A 15,476-nucleotide genomic window follows, 5' to 3' on the forward strand; every position below is an offset into this window, starting at 1 on the left:
GTAGGCTACGTCGCAGTGACGTGTAATTGCACAGCAATTACCGGCGCGTGAGCGAAGCGGACGCGCTAAAGACAAGCTGATCATTCAGCAGATGGACTTTTTAGTGACTCCTCACCGAAAAATCCTTCGGATTTATAGGCGAAGCCGTATGAGATGAGAATGCGAAAAGGCCGGGGATTACCCCCGGCCTTTTCTTTTTCGCCCTGTAGTTTTTTTGTTGCGCTCGTTACCCAGCCTCTTCTTCCAGCGGGATGATCTGCACCTTCACGAGCCCCTTGCCGAAGAAACCGAGCTTTTGCGCGGCTGCTTTGGAAAGGTCAATATGTGCTTGCTTTCGTTTTTTGCAGCGATCATTCACGGTAACCACCACTTCTTTACCGTTGGCCGGGTTAATCACCCGGACCTTGCTCCCGAACGGAAGCGTCGAATGCGCTGCTGTCAGTTTCTCGGGGCGGTAGCGCACCCCGGATGTTGTCCGTCTGCCGTTGTACCGCTTTGCATAGTAAGTAGCGTAACCTTCTACTCCACTGCTTGTCGGTTGTGCCTGTTCGGCACTCTGCGCTTGACCATTGGCTACATCTACAGGTTCGGCCTGCACAGGAAGTGTGTGGAGCGGCAGGAACAGCTGGCCGGCAATAAGCGCGGCAACAAGTCTGCCCCGCAGGTTCACTGGCGCCATGCGCACCTCCTTTTGGGCGAGGCTGTCTTATAGCACGCACCCGAACAGCAGGTCAAGAAAAAACCGCCGCTAGACAATACAAGTGTTTGATATTATTAATATTTTACCAAACCACAGCTAACAGGGAGCACCCCGCAAAGCCGATCAGGGAAGGGGAAAAATAGGCAGGAGGAGGTTCGCGAATCAGCGGGCTTCCAGCTCACGGATTGCCTGTTCCAGCTGGGCCGAGATCTGTTTTAACTCTGTAGCGTCATGAATGGTAATGACCGTTCCTGAAAGATCGGGGAAGTCAGGATCGTCAAAGGGGTAAGGGTTGAGCACAAACCAGCGGCTGGTAGGTTCATGGTACAGCTCAATGCTTTGCAGGTAGATCATGCCGGTAATCAGGTCGTACTGGTGCAGCAGTTCCACCCAATCCGTGCCGAGGATCTCGGTGTAGCCAAGCCCCACAAACTGCTGAAAGGCGCGGTTGCACCGCTTGATCTTGCCGTCCCGGTCAGCGAGAATGACCATGTCGCCGACATGGTCCATGGTCATCTCCCACTCTTTCTTGACTGTTTCGACCTGGGCAAAAATGCGCGACAGCTCTTCGTGCTTTCTCAGCAGCTCGGCCTTGCTCGCGACAAGGTCGTTTTCCAGTTTTCTCTGCTCGGTAACATCCCTGGCCACGGCAATCAGATAAGCTTCGCCGTTAAACTCAATGACCTCGGCAGACCAGACCATGAAGCGGGTGGCACCGGACTTTATGCGAAAGGTCACGTCCAGGTTGCGAACTTTACCCCTTTCGTCGAGCAGCTTCAGCATCCTGACCCGCTCGCGGGGATCAACCCAGATTCCCAGATCTATGGAGGTACGGCCAATCACCTCTTCCCGGCTATACCCAGTGATCTGAAGAAATGCGTCGTTAACTTCGACATATCGGCCATCGGCTATGCGTGTCATAACCACCCAGTCAGGGCTCGAATGAAAGGCCTTGGAGTATTTCTCTTCCATGAGACGCAGCGCATCCTCGGAGTTGCGCCGTTCCGTTATATCCTGGACCGTTCCCATCATCCGCAGCGGGGTACCGTTGTCATCATAGGTGACCTCGCCCTGCTGGTGAACCATCCGCTCCCCACCGGACGGGATGATCAGCCGGTGCTCGAAACTATAGCCCTGCCGGTCGTAAAGCGCCTCGTTCACCTTGCGGTTTACCAAGGCCCGGTCATCGGGGTGAACAATCCGGAGAAAGGCCTCATAGGAGGCCTCGAAAGCCTGCGGATAGAGGCCGAATATCCGGTAGATCTCATCAGACCAGGACATGTCGTTGGAACGGATGTTCCATTCCCAGTTGCCGACATGGGCAATCATCTGGGCCTTGGCCAGACCGGATGCCGTCTTTCTTAGAGATTCCTCAGCCTGGTTTCGCTGCAGGGCATAGCGGATGGAGCGCTCCAGCATGCCGCTGTCCAGCTCTCCCTTCACCAGGAAATCAACGGCCCCTGACTGCATCGCCTCAATATCAATATCCCTGTTATTGATCCCGGTAAGGACGATCATCGGACCGGAACAGCCGGATTCCCGGGCATTACGGATAAGATCAAGCCCGTTGCGACCACGGAGATTGTAATCGAGCAGATAGATATCGTGCTGGTTGGCGAGCATCGCCTCAAGTCCGGGCTCATAGGAGGAGAGCCACTCCAGGTTAAATACCCCCCAGCGGCTTGTGGCCAACAGTTCCCTGGTGATGACGTAGTCATCCTCATCGTCGTCTATCAGCAGCACACGTACCGGCATGTTACGTTCTAGCATGGCCCCTCTTCCGGCTTCAAAATGTCTCAGTCAACAAAAATCCCATTACTGCTCCGGGGGATCACCCCTGCCTGTTCAGCACGTTCGATCAGGCACGCTACCGCCTTTTGCCCTTCAGCTCCCATATCAACGGAGAAATCGTTTACGTACAGCGAGATATGGGCGGCACAAACTTCGTCGCTCATTTCCTGGGCATGGCTGCGGATATATGCCATCGCCGCACCCGGGTTGGCAAAGGCATGAGCCACACTGTCCGCCAGAGCGCGGTCAAGGAGCGCTATTGCCTCTCGCCCCAGCGAGCGCCTGGCAACGATCCCGCCAAGCGGGATAGGGAAACCAGTGGTTTCCTCCCACCACTCACCGAGGTCCAGCAGCTTCACCAGACCCGACTCCTGGTAGGTAAAGCGCGACTCGTGAATGATTACCCCGGCAGCCACCTCTCCGGCAATCACGCTAGGCATGATCTCGTGAAACGGCATGAACTTCAGCCGGGTGAGCAGTGGATCAAACATCCTGAGTAGCAGGCAGGCGGTAGTATACTCGCCTGGCACCGCAATCGGAAGCTCGCGAAGCCGCGCTAACTGGAGTTTTTCAGAAGCAACCAGCAGCGGGCCGCACCCCCTGCCGAGGGCCCCACCGGAGCGGAGCAGGCAGTACTGGTCGCGAACATGGCCGAAGAGGTGGTATGACACCTTGCTCACATCCAGCGCCCCGGACAGTACCAGACGGTTGAGGGTTTCTACGTCCTCCAACCTCTCCGAGAAGCGGAAGGGCGCCGGAATCAAGCCATTTACCAGGGCATTAAAGATAAAGGTATCATTCGGGCAGGTAGAAAACCCAAGGGTGAGACTTGGCTTGGCTGCGTCAAACGTGGCATCTTTTGCTTGAGACATCGCCATCGGTTAGTAACCTTCGAGAAATTTGAGAATAAAGCGCTGGGACTGTTCCACGGCAAAGGGGATGTCCCAGCGGGAGAGATCGCGATCCTCCACCAGGTTGCTTACTCCTCTTACCTCAAGGCAGTCAACCCCATGCTGCAAAGCAACCAAAGCAACCGCGGCGCCTTCCATGTTTTCGCATAACGGCGCGCTGTAACGGTCACAAAGCTCTCGCCCCCGTTGTTCCGTGCCGCTACAGGTCGAAACCGTCAGGAACCGCCCCCGGCGCAGGGGCAGATCAAGCGCTACGGCAAGCTGCCCGGCCTTTTCCGCCACGGAAAAAGAGAGTGGTATTTCATTGAAGTATCGCTCTCCCTTTATCTCAAGCATCGGAATACCGATGTGTTCCAGCCCCTGCCAGCCTGAAGGGGTCATGACCCCTTCATCCCCAAAGATCTCGCTGACAGCAAGGGCGAGATCGCCGATCTTGAGCCCGGCTTCCGGGTAGGCTCCGGCACAGCCGGTATTTATTACCAACTCAGGCTGCCACTGCATAATTAACGAAGCAGTGATGCTTGCGGCGTTCGCCTTGCCGATCCCGGAGGTTGCAATGACGATAGGCCGTTGCCCGGCACGGCAGGTATAGACCTCTGGGAAGCCGCGATCCGTAACGCGCTCGCAGCTCATGTTGCGTATCAGGAGGGAAACTTCCTGCACTACGGAGGCAATCACCAGAATCGGCTTCAACATGGCTCCCTTGATTACGAAAATGAAAGAGAAGCATACCACACCGCCACACCGCCATCAACTCTGTTCTGATCCCGTCTCCCGGCCTCTTTTCCCTTGCATAACCAAACCTCTTCAACTATCATTCACCACTGTTAATCAGCCATGGACAAGGTTTTCTATATGGAGAAATGGATAACGCCGGTTAACAGCCTCCTGGCGATTCTTATCATAACCGCTCTGGCAATGATTTCTGCCGATCTGGTTACCCGTCGAATTGCACGCATTGCCCCGGCATCCTCCGGCCCCACCGCAAAGACCTCCCAGCAAGCTCCGGTCGCCAAGCTGAACGAAGATATCACCTCGTTTGCACCGATACTCGAACAAGGGCTATTCGGCACCGCAACCCGCGGCAAACTCAGTACCATCACCATTGCTGCTGCCAACCAGAAGCCTGGGGCCCCGCCCCTGAACCAGGGGGACATGCTCCTGCTCGGCAGCGCCCTCGGCTCTTTTCGCGAAACCTTTGCCCTGATCCAAAAGACCGGGACCAGGGAGGAGCGGGTTTTCAGGCTCGGCGACCGGGTATTCGATGCCGGCCAACTGGTTTCCGTACAAAAGGAATACGCTGAAGTCCTGATCAGCGGCAAGCGGATCAAGATCTTGTCCCCTACTGCTCCGGGAGCAGGGCCAGCCGGACCGGGCGCAAATCCGGTGCCCCAACAGGGCGGCCTTGCCACCCAGATTGGTAGTGGCAGTTACGTTATCGACCAGCGCGCCCTGAACGCCGCCCTGGACAACATCGGCCAGGCCATGACCGATGCCAGGATGCTGCCGAGCACCAAAGATGGCAAAGTGGAAGGTTTCCGGGTTTCCGAGGTCAAGCCGACCGGCATCTTTGCCACCATCGGCATCAAGAACGGCGACGTGCTCCTGCGCATCAACGACTTTCCGATCGATTCGCCGGAAAAAGCGATTCAATCATTCGCCTCTCTCAAGGGCCAAAGCAGAATCAAGCTGGACATGATCCGCGACGGCCAGCCGTCTTCATTCAATTACGATATTCGCTAGCGGGGGTTGCCTTGCCTAAACGACTCAGCCATCTCATCATAAGCCTCATCCTCTTCGCCCTGCCGGTCCAGGCCTCAGCCAAAGGGGTAATCCTCAACTTCAACGATGTCGATATCTCGACCATGGTCAAGTTCATCAGCGACCTTACCGGCCGCAACTTCATCATGGACGAGCGGGTAAAGGGAAAGATCTCGGTCTACTCCCCGGCCAAGCTCTCCAATGACGAGGCGTTCAACGTCTTTACCTCGGTGCTTGAGCTGAAAGGGTTTACCGTTGTCCCCTCGGGACGGGTCAACAAGATCGTGCCGATTGCTTCCGCCAAGCAATCCGGAATGAAGGTCCTCGAAGACGGGGAGCGCCTGCCGGTAAACGATTCCTACGTGGCCAGGGTCATCTCCCTGGAAAACATCACTGCCAGCGAGGCAGTCACCTTCCTGCAGCCGGTGGTTTCCAAGGACGGCTACATCTCCGCCTTTGGCCCCGGCAACCTGTTGTTGGTGGTCGATTCGGCTCTCAACATCCAGAAGATCGTCGGTCTGGTTGACAAGATCGATACGGAACAGCAGCGGGAAGGGGCGGAACTGGTCTTTCTCAAAAATGCCTCTGCCGAGAGTGTTGCCAATGTGGTCAAGGACTGGATCGGCAGCAAGGATAAAACCGGGGCAAAACCTGCCGGTCAGTCCGCCGGCAGCGGCACCGTGGTGGCTGATTCGCGGCTCAACGCCCTGGTGGTCTTTGGCTCCGAAGCCCTCAAGGAAGACGTGAAACGTCTGGTAAAGGTGATCGACGTTATCCCGCCCGAGGCGAGCAGCAAGGTCAATGTCTATTACCTGGAAAACACCGACGCCACTGAGATGGCCAAGGTCTTGGATGGTGTGGTCAAGGGGATCAGCGTGCAGGCAACAGCGCAACCGGGCACGGCAGCAACTCCCCAGGCCTCTCCCTTTGAGAGCGGCAAGATCAGCATCACCCCGGACAAGGGGTCCAACTCCCTGGTGATCATGGCTTCGCCCAACGATTACAACAACCTGGTCCAGGTAATAAAAAAGCTGGACCGCCGCAGCAAGCAGGTGTTTGTCAAGGTTCTCATTGCCGAGGTTTCCCTGGATAAATCCAGGGAACTGGGGATGCAAAGCGGCGTTGTCGGCGGGGCAGCGCTTGACAAGTATCTGGCTGTCGCCGGTATTTACGACCCGCTCGGCACCCTGAGTTCGGTCCTCGGCAGCTTGAGCGGCTCAACATCTTCGTCGCTGCTGAGCAATTTCGAGGCGCGACCGGCCAACGTTGCCGCAGTGCTCAAGGCGCTGGACAAGAACGGCCTGCTGAATATCCTCTCCACCCCCAACATCCTGACCACGGACAATAAAGAGGCTGAGATCAATGTCGGCGAAAACGTCCCGTTCCAGGGCTCATCGACCGTTACTACCGGATTTCAGACAACCTCGGTGGAGCGCAAGGACATCGGCATCAACCTGAAGATCAAGCCCCAGATCAGTGAGGGGGATTATATCCGGATGGATATCAACCAGGAGATCTCGGCGGTCAAGGACAGCAAGGGGCAGGCGATCGACCTGGTCACCACCAAACGCTCGGCCAAGACCAGCATTATCGTCAAGGACAAGGAAACGGTGGTCATCGGCGGCCTGATCCAGGACAGCGAAAATGAGACGGTCAACAAGATCCCTTTTCTGGGTGACATCCCCGGCCTTGGCTGGCTTTTCAAAACCAAGACCAAGATCCGGCAGAAGACCAACCTGATGATCATGCTCACCCCGCACATCGTCAAAGATGCTGCCGACCTGGCGGCAACCTCGCAGCTTCAGAAGAGCAGCTTCGCTGAAGCCCTCAGCAAGGATGCCCCGTTGAACGTCCGGGAAGAGCTGCAAATCAAACCATGAGCAATCTCGACCACGCATCACTGGCAACCCGGCTCGATCTCCCTTTTCTGGATGAGATCGACGACTCGCTGGTAGACACGGCCCTGCTCCACAAGCTGCCGCTGGCTTTTGCCCGCAGCAGACAGGTGTTGCCGCTGCGCCTGGATAATGACGGGCTGCAGGTGGCGATGGGCGACCCGACCGATCTTCCTGCGCTTGACGAGCTTGGCGATCTCTATGCTGCCCCGGCTCAGGGAATCGTCGTCCCGCCCAAAGAGGTCCTGGACGCCATAAACCGTCTTTATTCCAAGCTGGCCGGCTCTGCCCAGGAGGTTGTCGAGGAACTGGAGGGGGAAGACCTCTCCACCATTGCCTCGGAACTGTCGCACCCGAAGGACCTCCTTGACCTCACCGATGAGGCGCCGGTCATCAGGCTGCTTAACTCCATTCTCTTCCAGGCAGTCAAGGAGCGGGCCAGCGATATCCACATCGAGCCATTCGAGCGGGAACTGGAGGTCCGGTTCCGGATCGATGGGGTGCTGTACCAGATGCTGACCCCACCCAAGGTTGTCCAGGAAGCACTGATTTCCAGAGTGAAGATCATGGCCTCCCTGAACATCGCGGAAAAGCGGCTGCCGCAGGACGGCCGTCTGCGGGTTATCGTTGCCGGCAGGGACGTGGATATCAGGGTCTCCATTATCCCGACCTTTTTCGGCGAGCGGGTGGTGCTCAGGCTGCTGGACAAGCAGAAAGGGGTTATCTCCCTTTCCAACATCGGCCTGGCCGACAGGCAGGTATCGCTCATGGAGCGGCTGCTCGCCAGATCCAACGGCATCATCCTCGTTACCGGCCCGACCGGCAGCGGCAAGACCACCACGCTCTACGCCGCCCTGACCAGGATCAACTCCCCGGAAAAGAACATCATCACCATAGAAGACCCGATCGAGTACCAGCTGAAGGGGGTCGGCCAGATCCAGGTCAACGCCAAGATCGACTTGACCTTTGCCAATGGCCTCAGGTCGGTGCTGCGCCAGGACCCGGACATCATCATGGTCGGCGAGATCCGGGACGCGGAAACCGCGGAGATCGCCATGCAGGCAAGCCTCACCGGCCACTTGGTCCTCTCCACGCTCCATACCAACGATGCCGCAACCGCCGTAACCCGCCTGGTCGATATGGGCGTGGAGCCGTTCATGGTCGCCTCCACCCTGTCCGCAGTGATCGCACAGCGGCTGGTCAGGGTAATCTGCCCGCACTGCCGGGAAGAGTACACCCCGGACCGCGAATACCCCGGCCTGACCCTGCCGCCAAAGCTGTTCCGGGGCAGAGGGTGCGACAAATGCTTCAACCTTGGCTCCATTGGCAGGATCGGCATTTACGAGATGCTGCCGATCGACAGTGAACTCTGCAGCATGATCATGCAACGCAAGCCGGCCGGTCTCATCAAGGAATACGCCGTGGCACACGGCATGGCCACCCTGCGCGAAGACGGCATGACAAAGGTCGCCGCAGGCATCACCACCATCGAGGAACTGCTCCGGGTGACCCAGGAAGATTATGCCGACTTATCGGTATAATGCATACAAGGCAGGCGGTGCCGTAAAAACCGGGACGATCGAGGCTGATACCCCCCGTGAAGCAAGGCTCCGGCTGAAAAACATGGGGCTCTTTGCCAAGGAGATCACCCCGGCCGAAGAGATCTCCGCCGGGGCCTCCCGCTGGCGCATGCGCAAGGGGGTCCCTCAACCGGAGCTGGCCCTGGCGACCCGCAGGCTGGCCACCCTGCTCGCGTCATCGGTCCCGGTCTATGAGGCGATCTCGGCGCTCCAGGAGCAGGAGCGGCCAGGCGAACTGCGCAACATCTTTGGCCGGATCAGGGAAAGAATCAAGGAAGGCAGCGGTCTGGCAAAGGCCCTGACCCCCGAATCCCATGTCTTCAGTGACAGCTACATCGCCATGGTCTCGGCAGGGGAAGCAAGCGGCGCCCTGGAAAAGGTTCTGGACCGGCTGGCCGATTTCCTGGAGGACCAGGCCACCATCAGGAGCAGGGTCTCAACTGCCCTGGCGTACCCGATCCTGATGGCCGTAGTCGGCAGCGGCGTGATGCTCTTTCTGCTCGCCTTTGTCGTGCCGAAAATAGTCACGGTCTTTGAACAGAACCGCGCCACTCTGCCGCTGATCACCATCGCTCTGCTGGTCGTCAGTCATTTCCTGCAGAAATGGTGGTGGACCCTGGTCATCGCCGCCTGCGGACTAGCGCTCGGCTATGACCGGATGAAAGGAAAACCGGAATTCCGGAGACGACTCGATCATCTCTGGCTCAAGCTGCCGCTGGTTGGGCCGCTGCTGCGCAAACTGGCCCTGGCAAGGTTCGGCAGGGTGCTCTCCCTGCTGCTTTCCAGCGGCGTGCCGGTCATCAAGGCGCTGGAGATTTCCGCTGAGGTGGTTGCCAATTACGCCTTCCGCGAGGCGCTGGACAAGGTCAAGGCCGAGATCATCGAAGGGAGACAACTCTCAACCTCTCTCGCCCAAAGCCCGCTGTTCCCACCGCTGCTGATCCACATGATCGCCGTCGGCGAACGGGGCGGTGAACTGGAGCAGATGCTGAACCGCGCCGGCAGTGCCTTTGAAAAAGAGTTCGAGACGTCAGTGACCCGCGGCATGGCTCTGTTGGAGCCGTTGCTCGTGCTGGCCATGGGGCTGGCAGTCGGCACCGTCGTCGTGGCGGTACTTTTGCCGATATTCCAGCTCAATCAGTTGATTAAATAGGATTGTTGCACAGGAACGAAACAGGAGGAGTTGGCATATGCAGAATCACAGGCTCGACAACCGCGGCTTTACCCTGATCGAAATCATGGTGGTCATCGTCATCCTGGCGCTATTGGCGGCCCTGGTAGGTCCCAAGCTCATCGGTCGGACCGATGATGCCAAGGTCACAGACACCAAGGTCCAGATCAAGAACATGGAGACCGCACTCAAGCTCTACAAGATGGACACCGGCGCTTACCCTTCTACCGAGCAGGGGCTCAACGCCCTGGTGACTATGCCGACCACCGGCGTCATCCCCAAGAATTACAAGGAAGGGGGCTATCTGGAGAGCAAAAAAGTGCCCAAAGACCCCTGGGGCAACGACTATGTTTACCTGTCACCAGGCGAGCATGGCGACTATGACATCTGCTCCTTCGGCGGCGACGGCGTCAAGGGTGGCGAAGGTAAGGGGAGCGACATCTGCAACTGGAACCTCCAGTAGGAATGTGGCTTTTGCCCACTCCTGAATATGGCTGCAACTTGCCATGAAGCACTCTCAAGGCGGGTTCACTCTGATCGAGATGGTGGTGGTACTGGTGATTCTCGCCATGACCATGCTGCTGGTGCTGCCGAGACTGCCCGACACCAGCGGCGCTGCCCTGAAAAGATCAGCCCGCACCCTGGCATCGACCATGCGCTATGTCAGGGACCAGGTCACGGTGACCCGGCTGGTGCACCGTCTCCGCTTTTTGCCGGGTGAAGGGAAGATCACCATAACAACGCTCCCCCCGGGAGGCACCGAAACCAGCTCCCAGGATCCGTTCCTGAACCGGCAGATCCTGGTCGACGGAGTAACGGTCAGCGATATTGAGATCCCAAGACTCGGCAAAGTCAGCAGCGGCGAGCTCATCATCGATATCGGCCCGGCAGGTGTTGCCGATATTACCCTGATCCATCTGAAAGGAGCGGAAGGCAGGCAGATGACGGTCACGGCCTTTCCTTACGGCGGTCAGGTCAAGGTAGAAGAGGGATACCGGGAGATCAGTCAGTGAAAGGGTTTTCTCTGCTGGAAGTCATGGTGGCATTGGCGATCATTGCCGGCGTTCTCGTGACGGTTATCTCATCATTCGGCTACCATCTTGACATCGCCAACCGCGACCGCGAAGAGACCGTAGCCATGCTGCTGGCACGGAGCAAGATCGACGAAAGCCGCCTGCGCGGGGAGAAAACCGGCAAAGGCGACTTCGCCCCCTCCTGGCCGGAAATCGAGTGGGAGCTGGCCACCGAACCATCCCCCTGGCCGGAAGTGGAGAGCCTCAATCTGACTGTTTTCTGGGATCATCATAAGAAGAACCTGAAGCTGAAACACTACCGGGAAAAACTTTCATGACGGCTTCACTGCGCCGTCAGCCGCAGCGCTGCCGAGGGCCGGGCAAAGGTGCCGCCGGGTTCACCCTGCTTGAGGTTCTGGTGGCCCTGGCACTGTTGGCAATAATTGCTTCGGCGCTTTACGGCAGCTACTTCACCCTGTTCAAGGGGAAGGAAACAACTGTTGCTGCCATGGACCAGCGGCGCGCAGTTCGCGAGACCCTCGACCTGCTGAGGCGCGAACTCTCATCTTCCTGGTATCGGTCAGGCAAGCCGCTGACCCCTTTTGTGGTCGAGGATCGTGACCAGTTCGGCAAACCGGCGTCGCGGCTTGCCTTTGTCACCATTGCCCCGCCGGTTGCCGGTGGCCAGCCGGTTTCCGACCAGCTTGCCGTGGAGTACACCACGGTTGCCAGAGAGGAGATGCTTGACCTGAACCGCTCCGCACAGGACCTGCACAAGAGCGCAAAGCCGATGCCCTACCCGCAGATTGAGAAGATCGAGGGGTTCCTGGTAGAATGCTCCAGCGACGGCAGCAAGTGGGTCAAAAGCTGGGACACCGCCATCAACGGCAATCTCCCCAAGGCGGTCCGGGTGACCCTGCAGGTCAAGGAAGGGAACAACACCGTAGGTTACTCAACGCTGGCAACGCTCCGTATGGCACCCCAATGAAAAACGAAAAGGGGTTTGCCCTGGTCATTACCCTGCTGGTAACAGCACTGCTGGTGGCCCTGACCGCCGAGTTCACCGCCGAGGTCTTTGTCGATACCTCGGCCCGCCATTCCTTCGTGGCAGGTCAACAGGCAAGCCTGCTGGCCGAATCGGGGATCACCGGCGGGATCAAGCTGCTGCAACTGTCGTTACGGAACCAGTCTTACAACAGTCTGTCGGATCAGTGGGCAACGCCGCAGAAGTTCAACGATGAACGGGGCGAGCTGCGTCTGGTCATCGAGGACGAGAGCGGTAAGGTCAATCTCAATTACGTTGCCCCGCCCAACGGGGAACTGGGTGGCAGCTTCACTGCTGCAGTCGCAGGCCGGCTCTTGCGCAAGCTCAAGATCGAGAACGGTAATGATCTGATCGATGCCCTGGCCGACTGGCTTGACCTCAATGACTATCCACACCCGACCGGGGCCGAGTCCGATTACTACAGCTCTCTCACCCCGCCCTACAAGGCAAAGAACGGGCAGCTGGAAACCGTAGACGAACTGGCACTGGTCAAAGGTTTTGCCGGGACGCCCCTGGAGTCAATCCGGCCGTTCATAACAGTGTATGCCGATATCCCCGGCGCGCCGACCGGACCGATCAACATCAACACTGCGTCCAAAGAGGTTATTGCCGGCCTGGACGACCGGATCAGCGACGACATGGCTCAACGGGTGCTGGAATACCGCTCCTCAACCCCGTTCAGGAACCCTGCTGAACTGGCCAGGGTTTCCGGGTTCGAGACCATCGCCACTGGGCTGTTGACCAACATCAGCGTCAAAGGAAATACGTACCGGCTCCGCAGCGAGGGGCGGGTCCAAGATGTCGGCCGGACCATCGAGGCGGTAGTCCGGCTTGGCAGTGCCAAGCCACAGGTTCTTTATTGGCGGGAGTATTAAGGGGATGGCTTTGCCATCGATCTTGCAATCGGTTCTGCGGTCTTCAAGAGGGCATAGCAAATGACCTATCTCATCATTCAATTCACCGGACGTGATGCCGTAATTGCCCGGTTCTCACTAAGGCGCAAGACTTTCACTTTCCTGCAGGGTGTGCGCAGGCCGGTCCCGGAGTCAGGGGTATACCGCGAGCTGCTCAGTGGCTTTGATCAGCCCGAGCCCGGAGAGAAGGTCATTGTTGCCATCCCTCCTGCGCTGGTGCATGCGCGCCAGCTCAGCCTGCCGGTCACCGACCGCCGGACCCTGAGAGAGATTCTCCCCATGGAACTCGGCGGAGAAATGGCGGTACCGGCTGAAGAGATGACTTTTGACGGCCTGCCGCTGGCTACCGGCTCGTTGCTGGCCGTCTGGAGCCGCAAGAGCAGCATTGGTCCGTTCATCGAGGAGCTGGCCGCAGCCGGGGTTGAACCGGAAATTGTCACCTGCTCCATGCTCCACTGGAACTATCTCCTCCCCCAGGATGCAGATACCCCCTCAGTGGTCACCGACGGCAATGCCCTGATGATCGGCACCGTTGCCGGCCCCCTGCAGGTCAGGGCGCTACCGGCTTCACAGGATGACCGGGAGCTCTCGCGCACAGTGTCGGCCTTTGAGATCGCCAACAACTCCGCGGTCCCCGGGATTTTCAGGATCGGCGACGAAACAGGCCGCACCGACCAGTTGCCCCTGACTGCAGAGCACCTGGATGCCTTTGGCGGTGACGTCATGGCCGCCAGAGACATGGCCGGGGCCTATGCCGTGGCCAGCGCCTGCGCTGCAGGGACAATCGTCAATTTCCGGAGCGGCTCGCTGGCCTACACTGCCGGTCAGGAAAAAAACCTCCGCCGCCTGAGGCTCACCGCCATCCTGGCTGCCTCGCTGGTACTGCTCCTCTTTGCCGAGGTAGGCTTGAGATATTTCCTGGTACGCCGCGACCTCGCCTCGCTCGATGCCTCAATAACCACCTCCTACCGCGAGATTTTCCCGTCCCGGAAAAAATCGCCGGATGCCGTCGGCGAGGTTCGCTCCGAAATCAGGCGCCTTTCCGGGAGCGGCGGCTCGCAACGGGTGCTTCCTGCCCTGAAGAAGCTGGCAGAGCTCAAGGGTGACGAGGTCTCGGGGTTCTATGAAACCGAAATTGAAGGGGTGAACCTGCGGCTCAAGGGGGATGCCAAATCGGTCAACGACTTCAAAAGCCGGGCAGCCAAGGCTCTGGCCACTGCCGAGATCTCCGAGATCAAATCCAAGAGCGACGGAACGGTCTCGTTCGTGTTCCGCGGCGCCATGAAGGAGGGTAACTGATGAATGCCATTAAGCAGATGGTTGCCCGCTTCGCAGATCTGGATCCGCGGGTCCGCCTCCGTTTGGGTATCGGCCTGGCAAGCCTCCTGGCGCTGGGCCTGCTCTACTCGTATGCCAATGACCAGGTGAAAAAGCTGGAAAGAAAACGCACTGCCGGAGAGGCCGATATCGCGGAAATGCTGGTACTAAAGCAGCGCTACAAGGAAGCGGCCTCGATTTCCCAGCGGGCCTTGAACCTGCAGGCAGCGGTGCGCCCGGACGATTCGCCGGCCAAACTCATTGAAGAGATCGGCATCAAGGGGAAAGCGCTCCAGGTGAAACCGCTGAAATCTGAGGAACGGGCCGGGTTTGTCGAAGAGCTTGCCGACATCAGGATCGATGCGCTGACAGCGAATGAAGCGGTCAACCTGCTGTACCGACTCGAATACGGCGCCAAACCGGTTACAGTCAGAAAAGCGCTGTTCAAGACCCGCTTTGATGACCCGTCGCGCCTGGATCTCTCTCTGACAGTAGCCCTCAGGAAGGGCCCGGCAGCAAAATGAACCGCTTTCCCTCCTGGTTCAAGCCCTTTGCGGCAAGCATCGCCGGCCTGCTGCTCTTTCTCTGCCTGACCATCATGTTCGTGCCGGCAGCCGAACTGCAACGACTGGCAGCCAGGGCCCTTGCCCCCTACGGTCTGACCATCACCGCAAGCTCTTTTGGCAAGGCGTTTCCCTTGGGAATTAACGCCAAAGGGTTCTCGCTCTCGGGCCAGAGTGGTGAGTTGCTGTCATTTGACCGCCTTGAGCTGCGGCTTAGGCTTTTGCCGCTGTTCCTCGGGCGGGTGGTCGCTTCGGCCAAGGCAACAATCGGCACCGGAACCATCGAGAGTGAAGCTGAATTGACTCGCAAGGGGCGACTTAATCTCTCCTGTAGCAATATCCGGCTGGAGGCGATCCCGTTCTTCAAGACGGTTGCCGGAGCCCAGGCAAAGGGCGATTTGCGAATCAAGGGCGAGGTGGCCGGGCAGGGAAAGGGAGCCAAAGGAGCACTGCAGATCGAGGCGCGCGATCTCGACCTGAAAGGGGTAACCATCAGCGGCACCCAGTTGCCGGACGCCTCATACAAGACCATGCAGGGGATGTTGCGGATCAAGGAGGGGAAAGTTAATCTTGAAAGCGTCACCCTCAAGGGGGACGGCCTTTATGTGCGGCTGAGCGGCGATTTCCCGGCAGGGTACCAGCCGGCCGCCACCCCGCTCAACCTGAAAGTGGAGCTGATGCCCAAACCCGAATTTCTGGAGAGCCAGAAGTTCGTCTTTCTGCTGCTTGCCAAATACACCGTCTCGCCGGGGAACTACCTGATCCCCATCCGCGGCACCCTCGCCTCGCCGCAACTGCAATAGCTGACAGTCGCC

16 protein-coding genes are annotated in these 15,476 nt (G+C 58.4%); 12 read left to right on the plus strand and 4 right to left on the minus strand.

From position 1 onward, the window contains the following. Positions 1–226 precede the first annotated feature (226 nt). The 4 genes from KI809_RS06855 to mqnB all read right to left on the minus strand — a co-directional run bounded on the left by KI809_RS06855 (position 227) and on the right by mqnB (position 4,098). Positions 227–679, minus strand: a complete 453-nt coding sequence (locus tag KI809_RS06855; RefSeq protein ID WP_214170794.1) for a septal ring lytic transglycosylase RlpA family protein — start codon at positions 677–679, stop codon at positions 227–229. Positions 680–862: 183 nt separating this feature from the next. After that, positions 863–2,470 carry a PAS domain-containing response regulator gene (locus KI809_RS06860; protein WP_214170795.1) on the minus strand — a complete coding sequence of 536 codons (1,608 nt, stop codon included), beginning with the start codon at positions 2,468–2,470 and terminating at the stop codon, positions 863–865. Positions 2,471–2,496: 26 nt separating this feature from the next. Next, positions 2,497–3,369 carry a 1,4-dihydroxy-6-naphtoate synthase gene (locus KI809_RS06865; RefSeq protein WP_246559266.1) on the minus strand — a complete coding sequence of 291 codons (873 nt, stop codon included), beginning with the start codon at positions 3,367–3,369 and terminating at the stop codon, positions 2,497–2,499. A gap of 3 nt (positions 3,370–3,372) precedes the next feature. Next, entirely contained in the window at positions 3,373–4,098 is a 726-nt protein-coding gene (gene mqnB, locus KI809_RS06870; protein ID WP_337833286.1) for a futalosine hydrolase, read from the minus strand. Positions 4,099–4,257: 159 nt separating this feature from the next. On the opposite strand from mqnB, the gene gspC reads away from it, so the two are divergent. Genes gspC through gspN form a run of 12 tightly spaced genes read left to right on the plus strand, consistent with a single transcriptional unit; the run spans position 4,258 to position 15,464 of the window. Continuing rightward, on the plus strand, positions 4,258–5,145 hold the full coding sequence (gene gspC / locus KI809_RS06875; protein ID WP_214170796.1) for a type II secretion system protein GspC: 888 nt from the start codon (positions 4,258–4,260) through the stop codon (positions 5,143–5,145). Positions 5,146–5,156: 11 nt separating this feature from the next. Beyond that, on the plus strand, positions 5,157–7,043 hold the full coding sequence (gspD, locus tag KI809_RS06880; protein ID WP_214170797.1) for a type II secretion system secretin GspD: 1,887 nt from the start codon (positions 5,157–5,159) through the stop codon (positions 7,041–7,043). Continuing rightward, positions 7,040–8,599, plus strand: a complete 1,560-nt coding sequence (gspE, locus tag KI809_RS06885; RefSeq protein ID WP_214170798.1) for a type II secretion system ATPase GspE — start codon at positions 7,040–7,042, stop codon at positions 8,597–8,599. Before gspD ends, gspE begins: the two co-directional genes overlap by 4 nt. Beyond that, positions 8,580–9,791, plus strand: a complete 1,212-nt coding sequence (gene gspF, locus KI809_RS06890) for a type II secretion system inner membrane protein GspF (protein WP_214170799.1) — start codon at positions 8,580–8,582, stop codon at positions 9,789–9,791. Before gspE ends, gspF begins: the two co-directional genes overlap by 20 nt. A 37-nt stretch (positions 9,792–9,828) precedes the next feature. After that, positions 9,829–10,272, plus strand: coding sequence for a type II secretion system major pseudopilin GspG (gspG, locus tag KI809_RS06895; protein ID WP_214170800.1), 444 nt, complete (start codon positions 9,829–9,831; stop codon positions 10,270–10,272). A 43-nt stretch (positions 10,273–10,315) separates the two neighbouring features. Continuing rightward, complete coding sequence (locus KI809_RS06900) at positions 10,316–10,822, plus strand: pilus assembly FimT family protein (protein ID WP_214170801.1); 507 nt, start codon at positions 10,316–10,318, stop codon at positions 10,820–10,822. Then, on the plus strand, positions 10,819–11,160 hold the full coding sequence (gene gspI, locus KI809_RS06905) for a type II secretion system minor pseudopilin GspI (RefSeq protein ID WP_214170802.1): 342 nt from the start codon (positions 10,819–10,821) through the stop codon (positions 11,158–11,160). Before KI809_RS06900 ends, gspI begins: the two co-directional genes overlap by 4 nt. After that, complete coding sequence (locus KI809_RS06910; RefSeq protein WP_214170803.1) at positions 11,157–11,810, plus strand: type II secretion system protein GspJ; 654 nt, start codon at positions 11,157–11,159, stop codon at positions 11,808–11,810. Before gspI ends, KI809_RS06910 begins: the two co-directional genes overlap by 4 nt. Next, entirely contained in the window at positions 11,807–12,742 is a 936-nt protein-coding gene (gspK, locus tag KI809_RS06915) for a type II secretion system minor pseudopilin GspK (RefSeq protein ID WP_214170804.1), read from the plus strand. The genes KI809_RS06910 and gspK overlap by 4 nt, the downstream gene beginning before the upstream one ends. 60 nt (positions 12,743–12,802) lie before the next feature. Continuing rightward, positions 12,803–14,080, plus strand: a complete 1,278-nt coding sequence (gspL, locus tag KI809_RS06920) for a type II secretion system protein GspL (protein WP_214170805.1) — start codon at positions 12,803–12,805, stop codon at positions 14,078–14,080. Continuing rightward, positions 14,080–14,622 carry a general secretion pathway protein GspM gene (locus KI809_RS06925; protein WP_214170806.1) on the plus strand — a complete coding sequence of 181 codons (543 nt, stop codon included), beginning with the start codon at positions 14,080–14,082 and terminating at the stop codon, positions 14,620–14,622. Before gspL ends, KI809_RS06925 begins: the two co-directional genes overlap by 1 nt. Continuing rightward, the gene (gspN, locus tag KI809_RS06930) at positions 14,619–15,464 is read left to right on the plus strand and encodes a type II secretion system protein GspN (RefSeq protein WP_214170807.1); all 846 of its coding nucleotides are present in this window, start codon (positions 14,619–14,621) and stop codon (positions 15,462–15,464) included. The genes KI809_RS06925 and gspN overlap by 4 nt, the downstream gene beginning before the upstream one ends. The last annotated feature ends 12 nt before the right edge of the window (positions 15,465–15,476 follow it).

It is taken from the genome of Geoanaerobacter pelophilus, from assembly GCF_018476885.1.
GTDB classification, from domain to species: Bacteria; Desulfobacterota; Desulfuromonadia; order Geobacterales; family DSM-12255; genus Geoanaerobacter; species Geoanaerobacter pelophilus.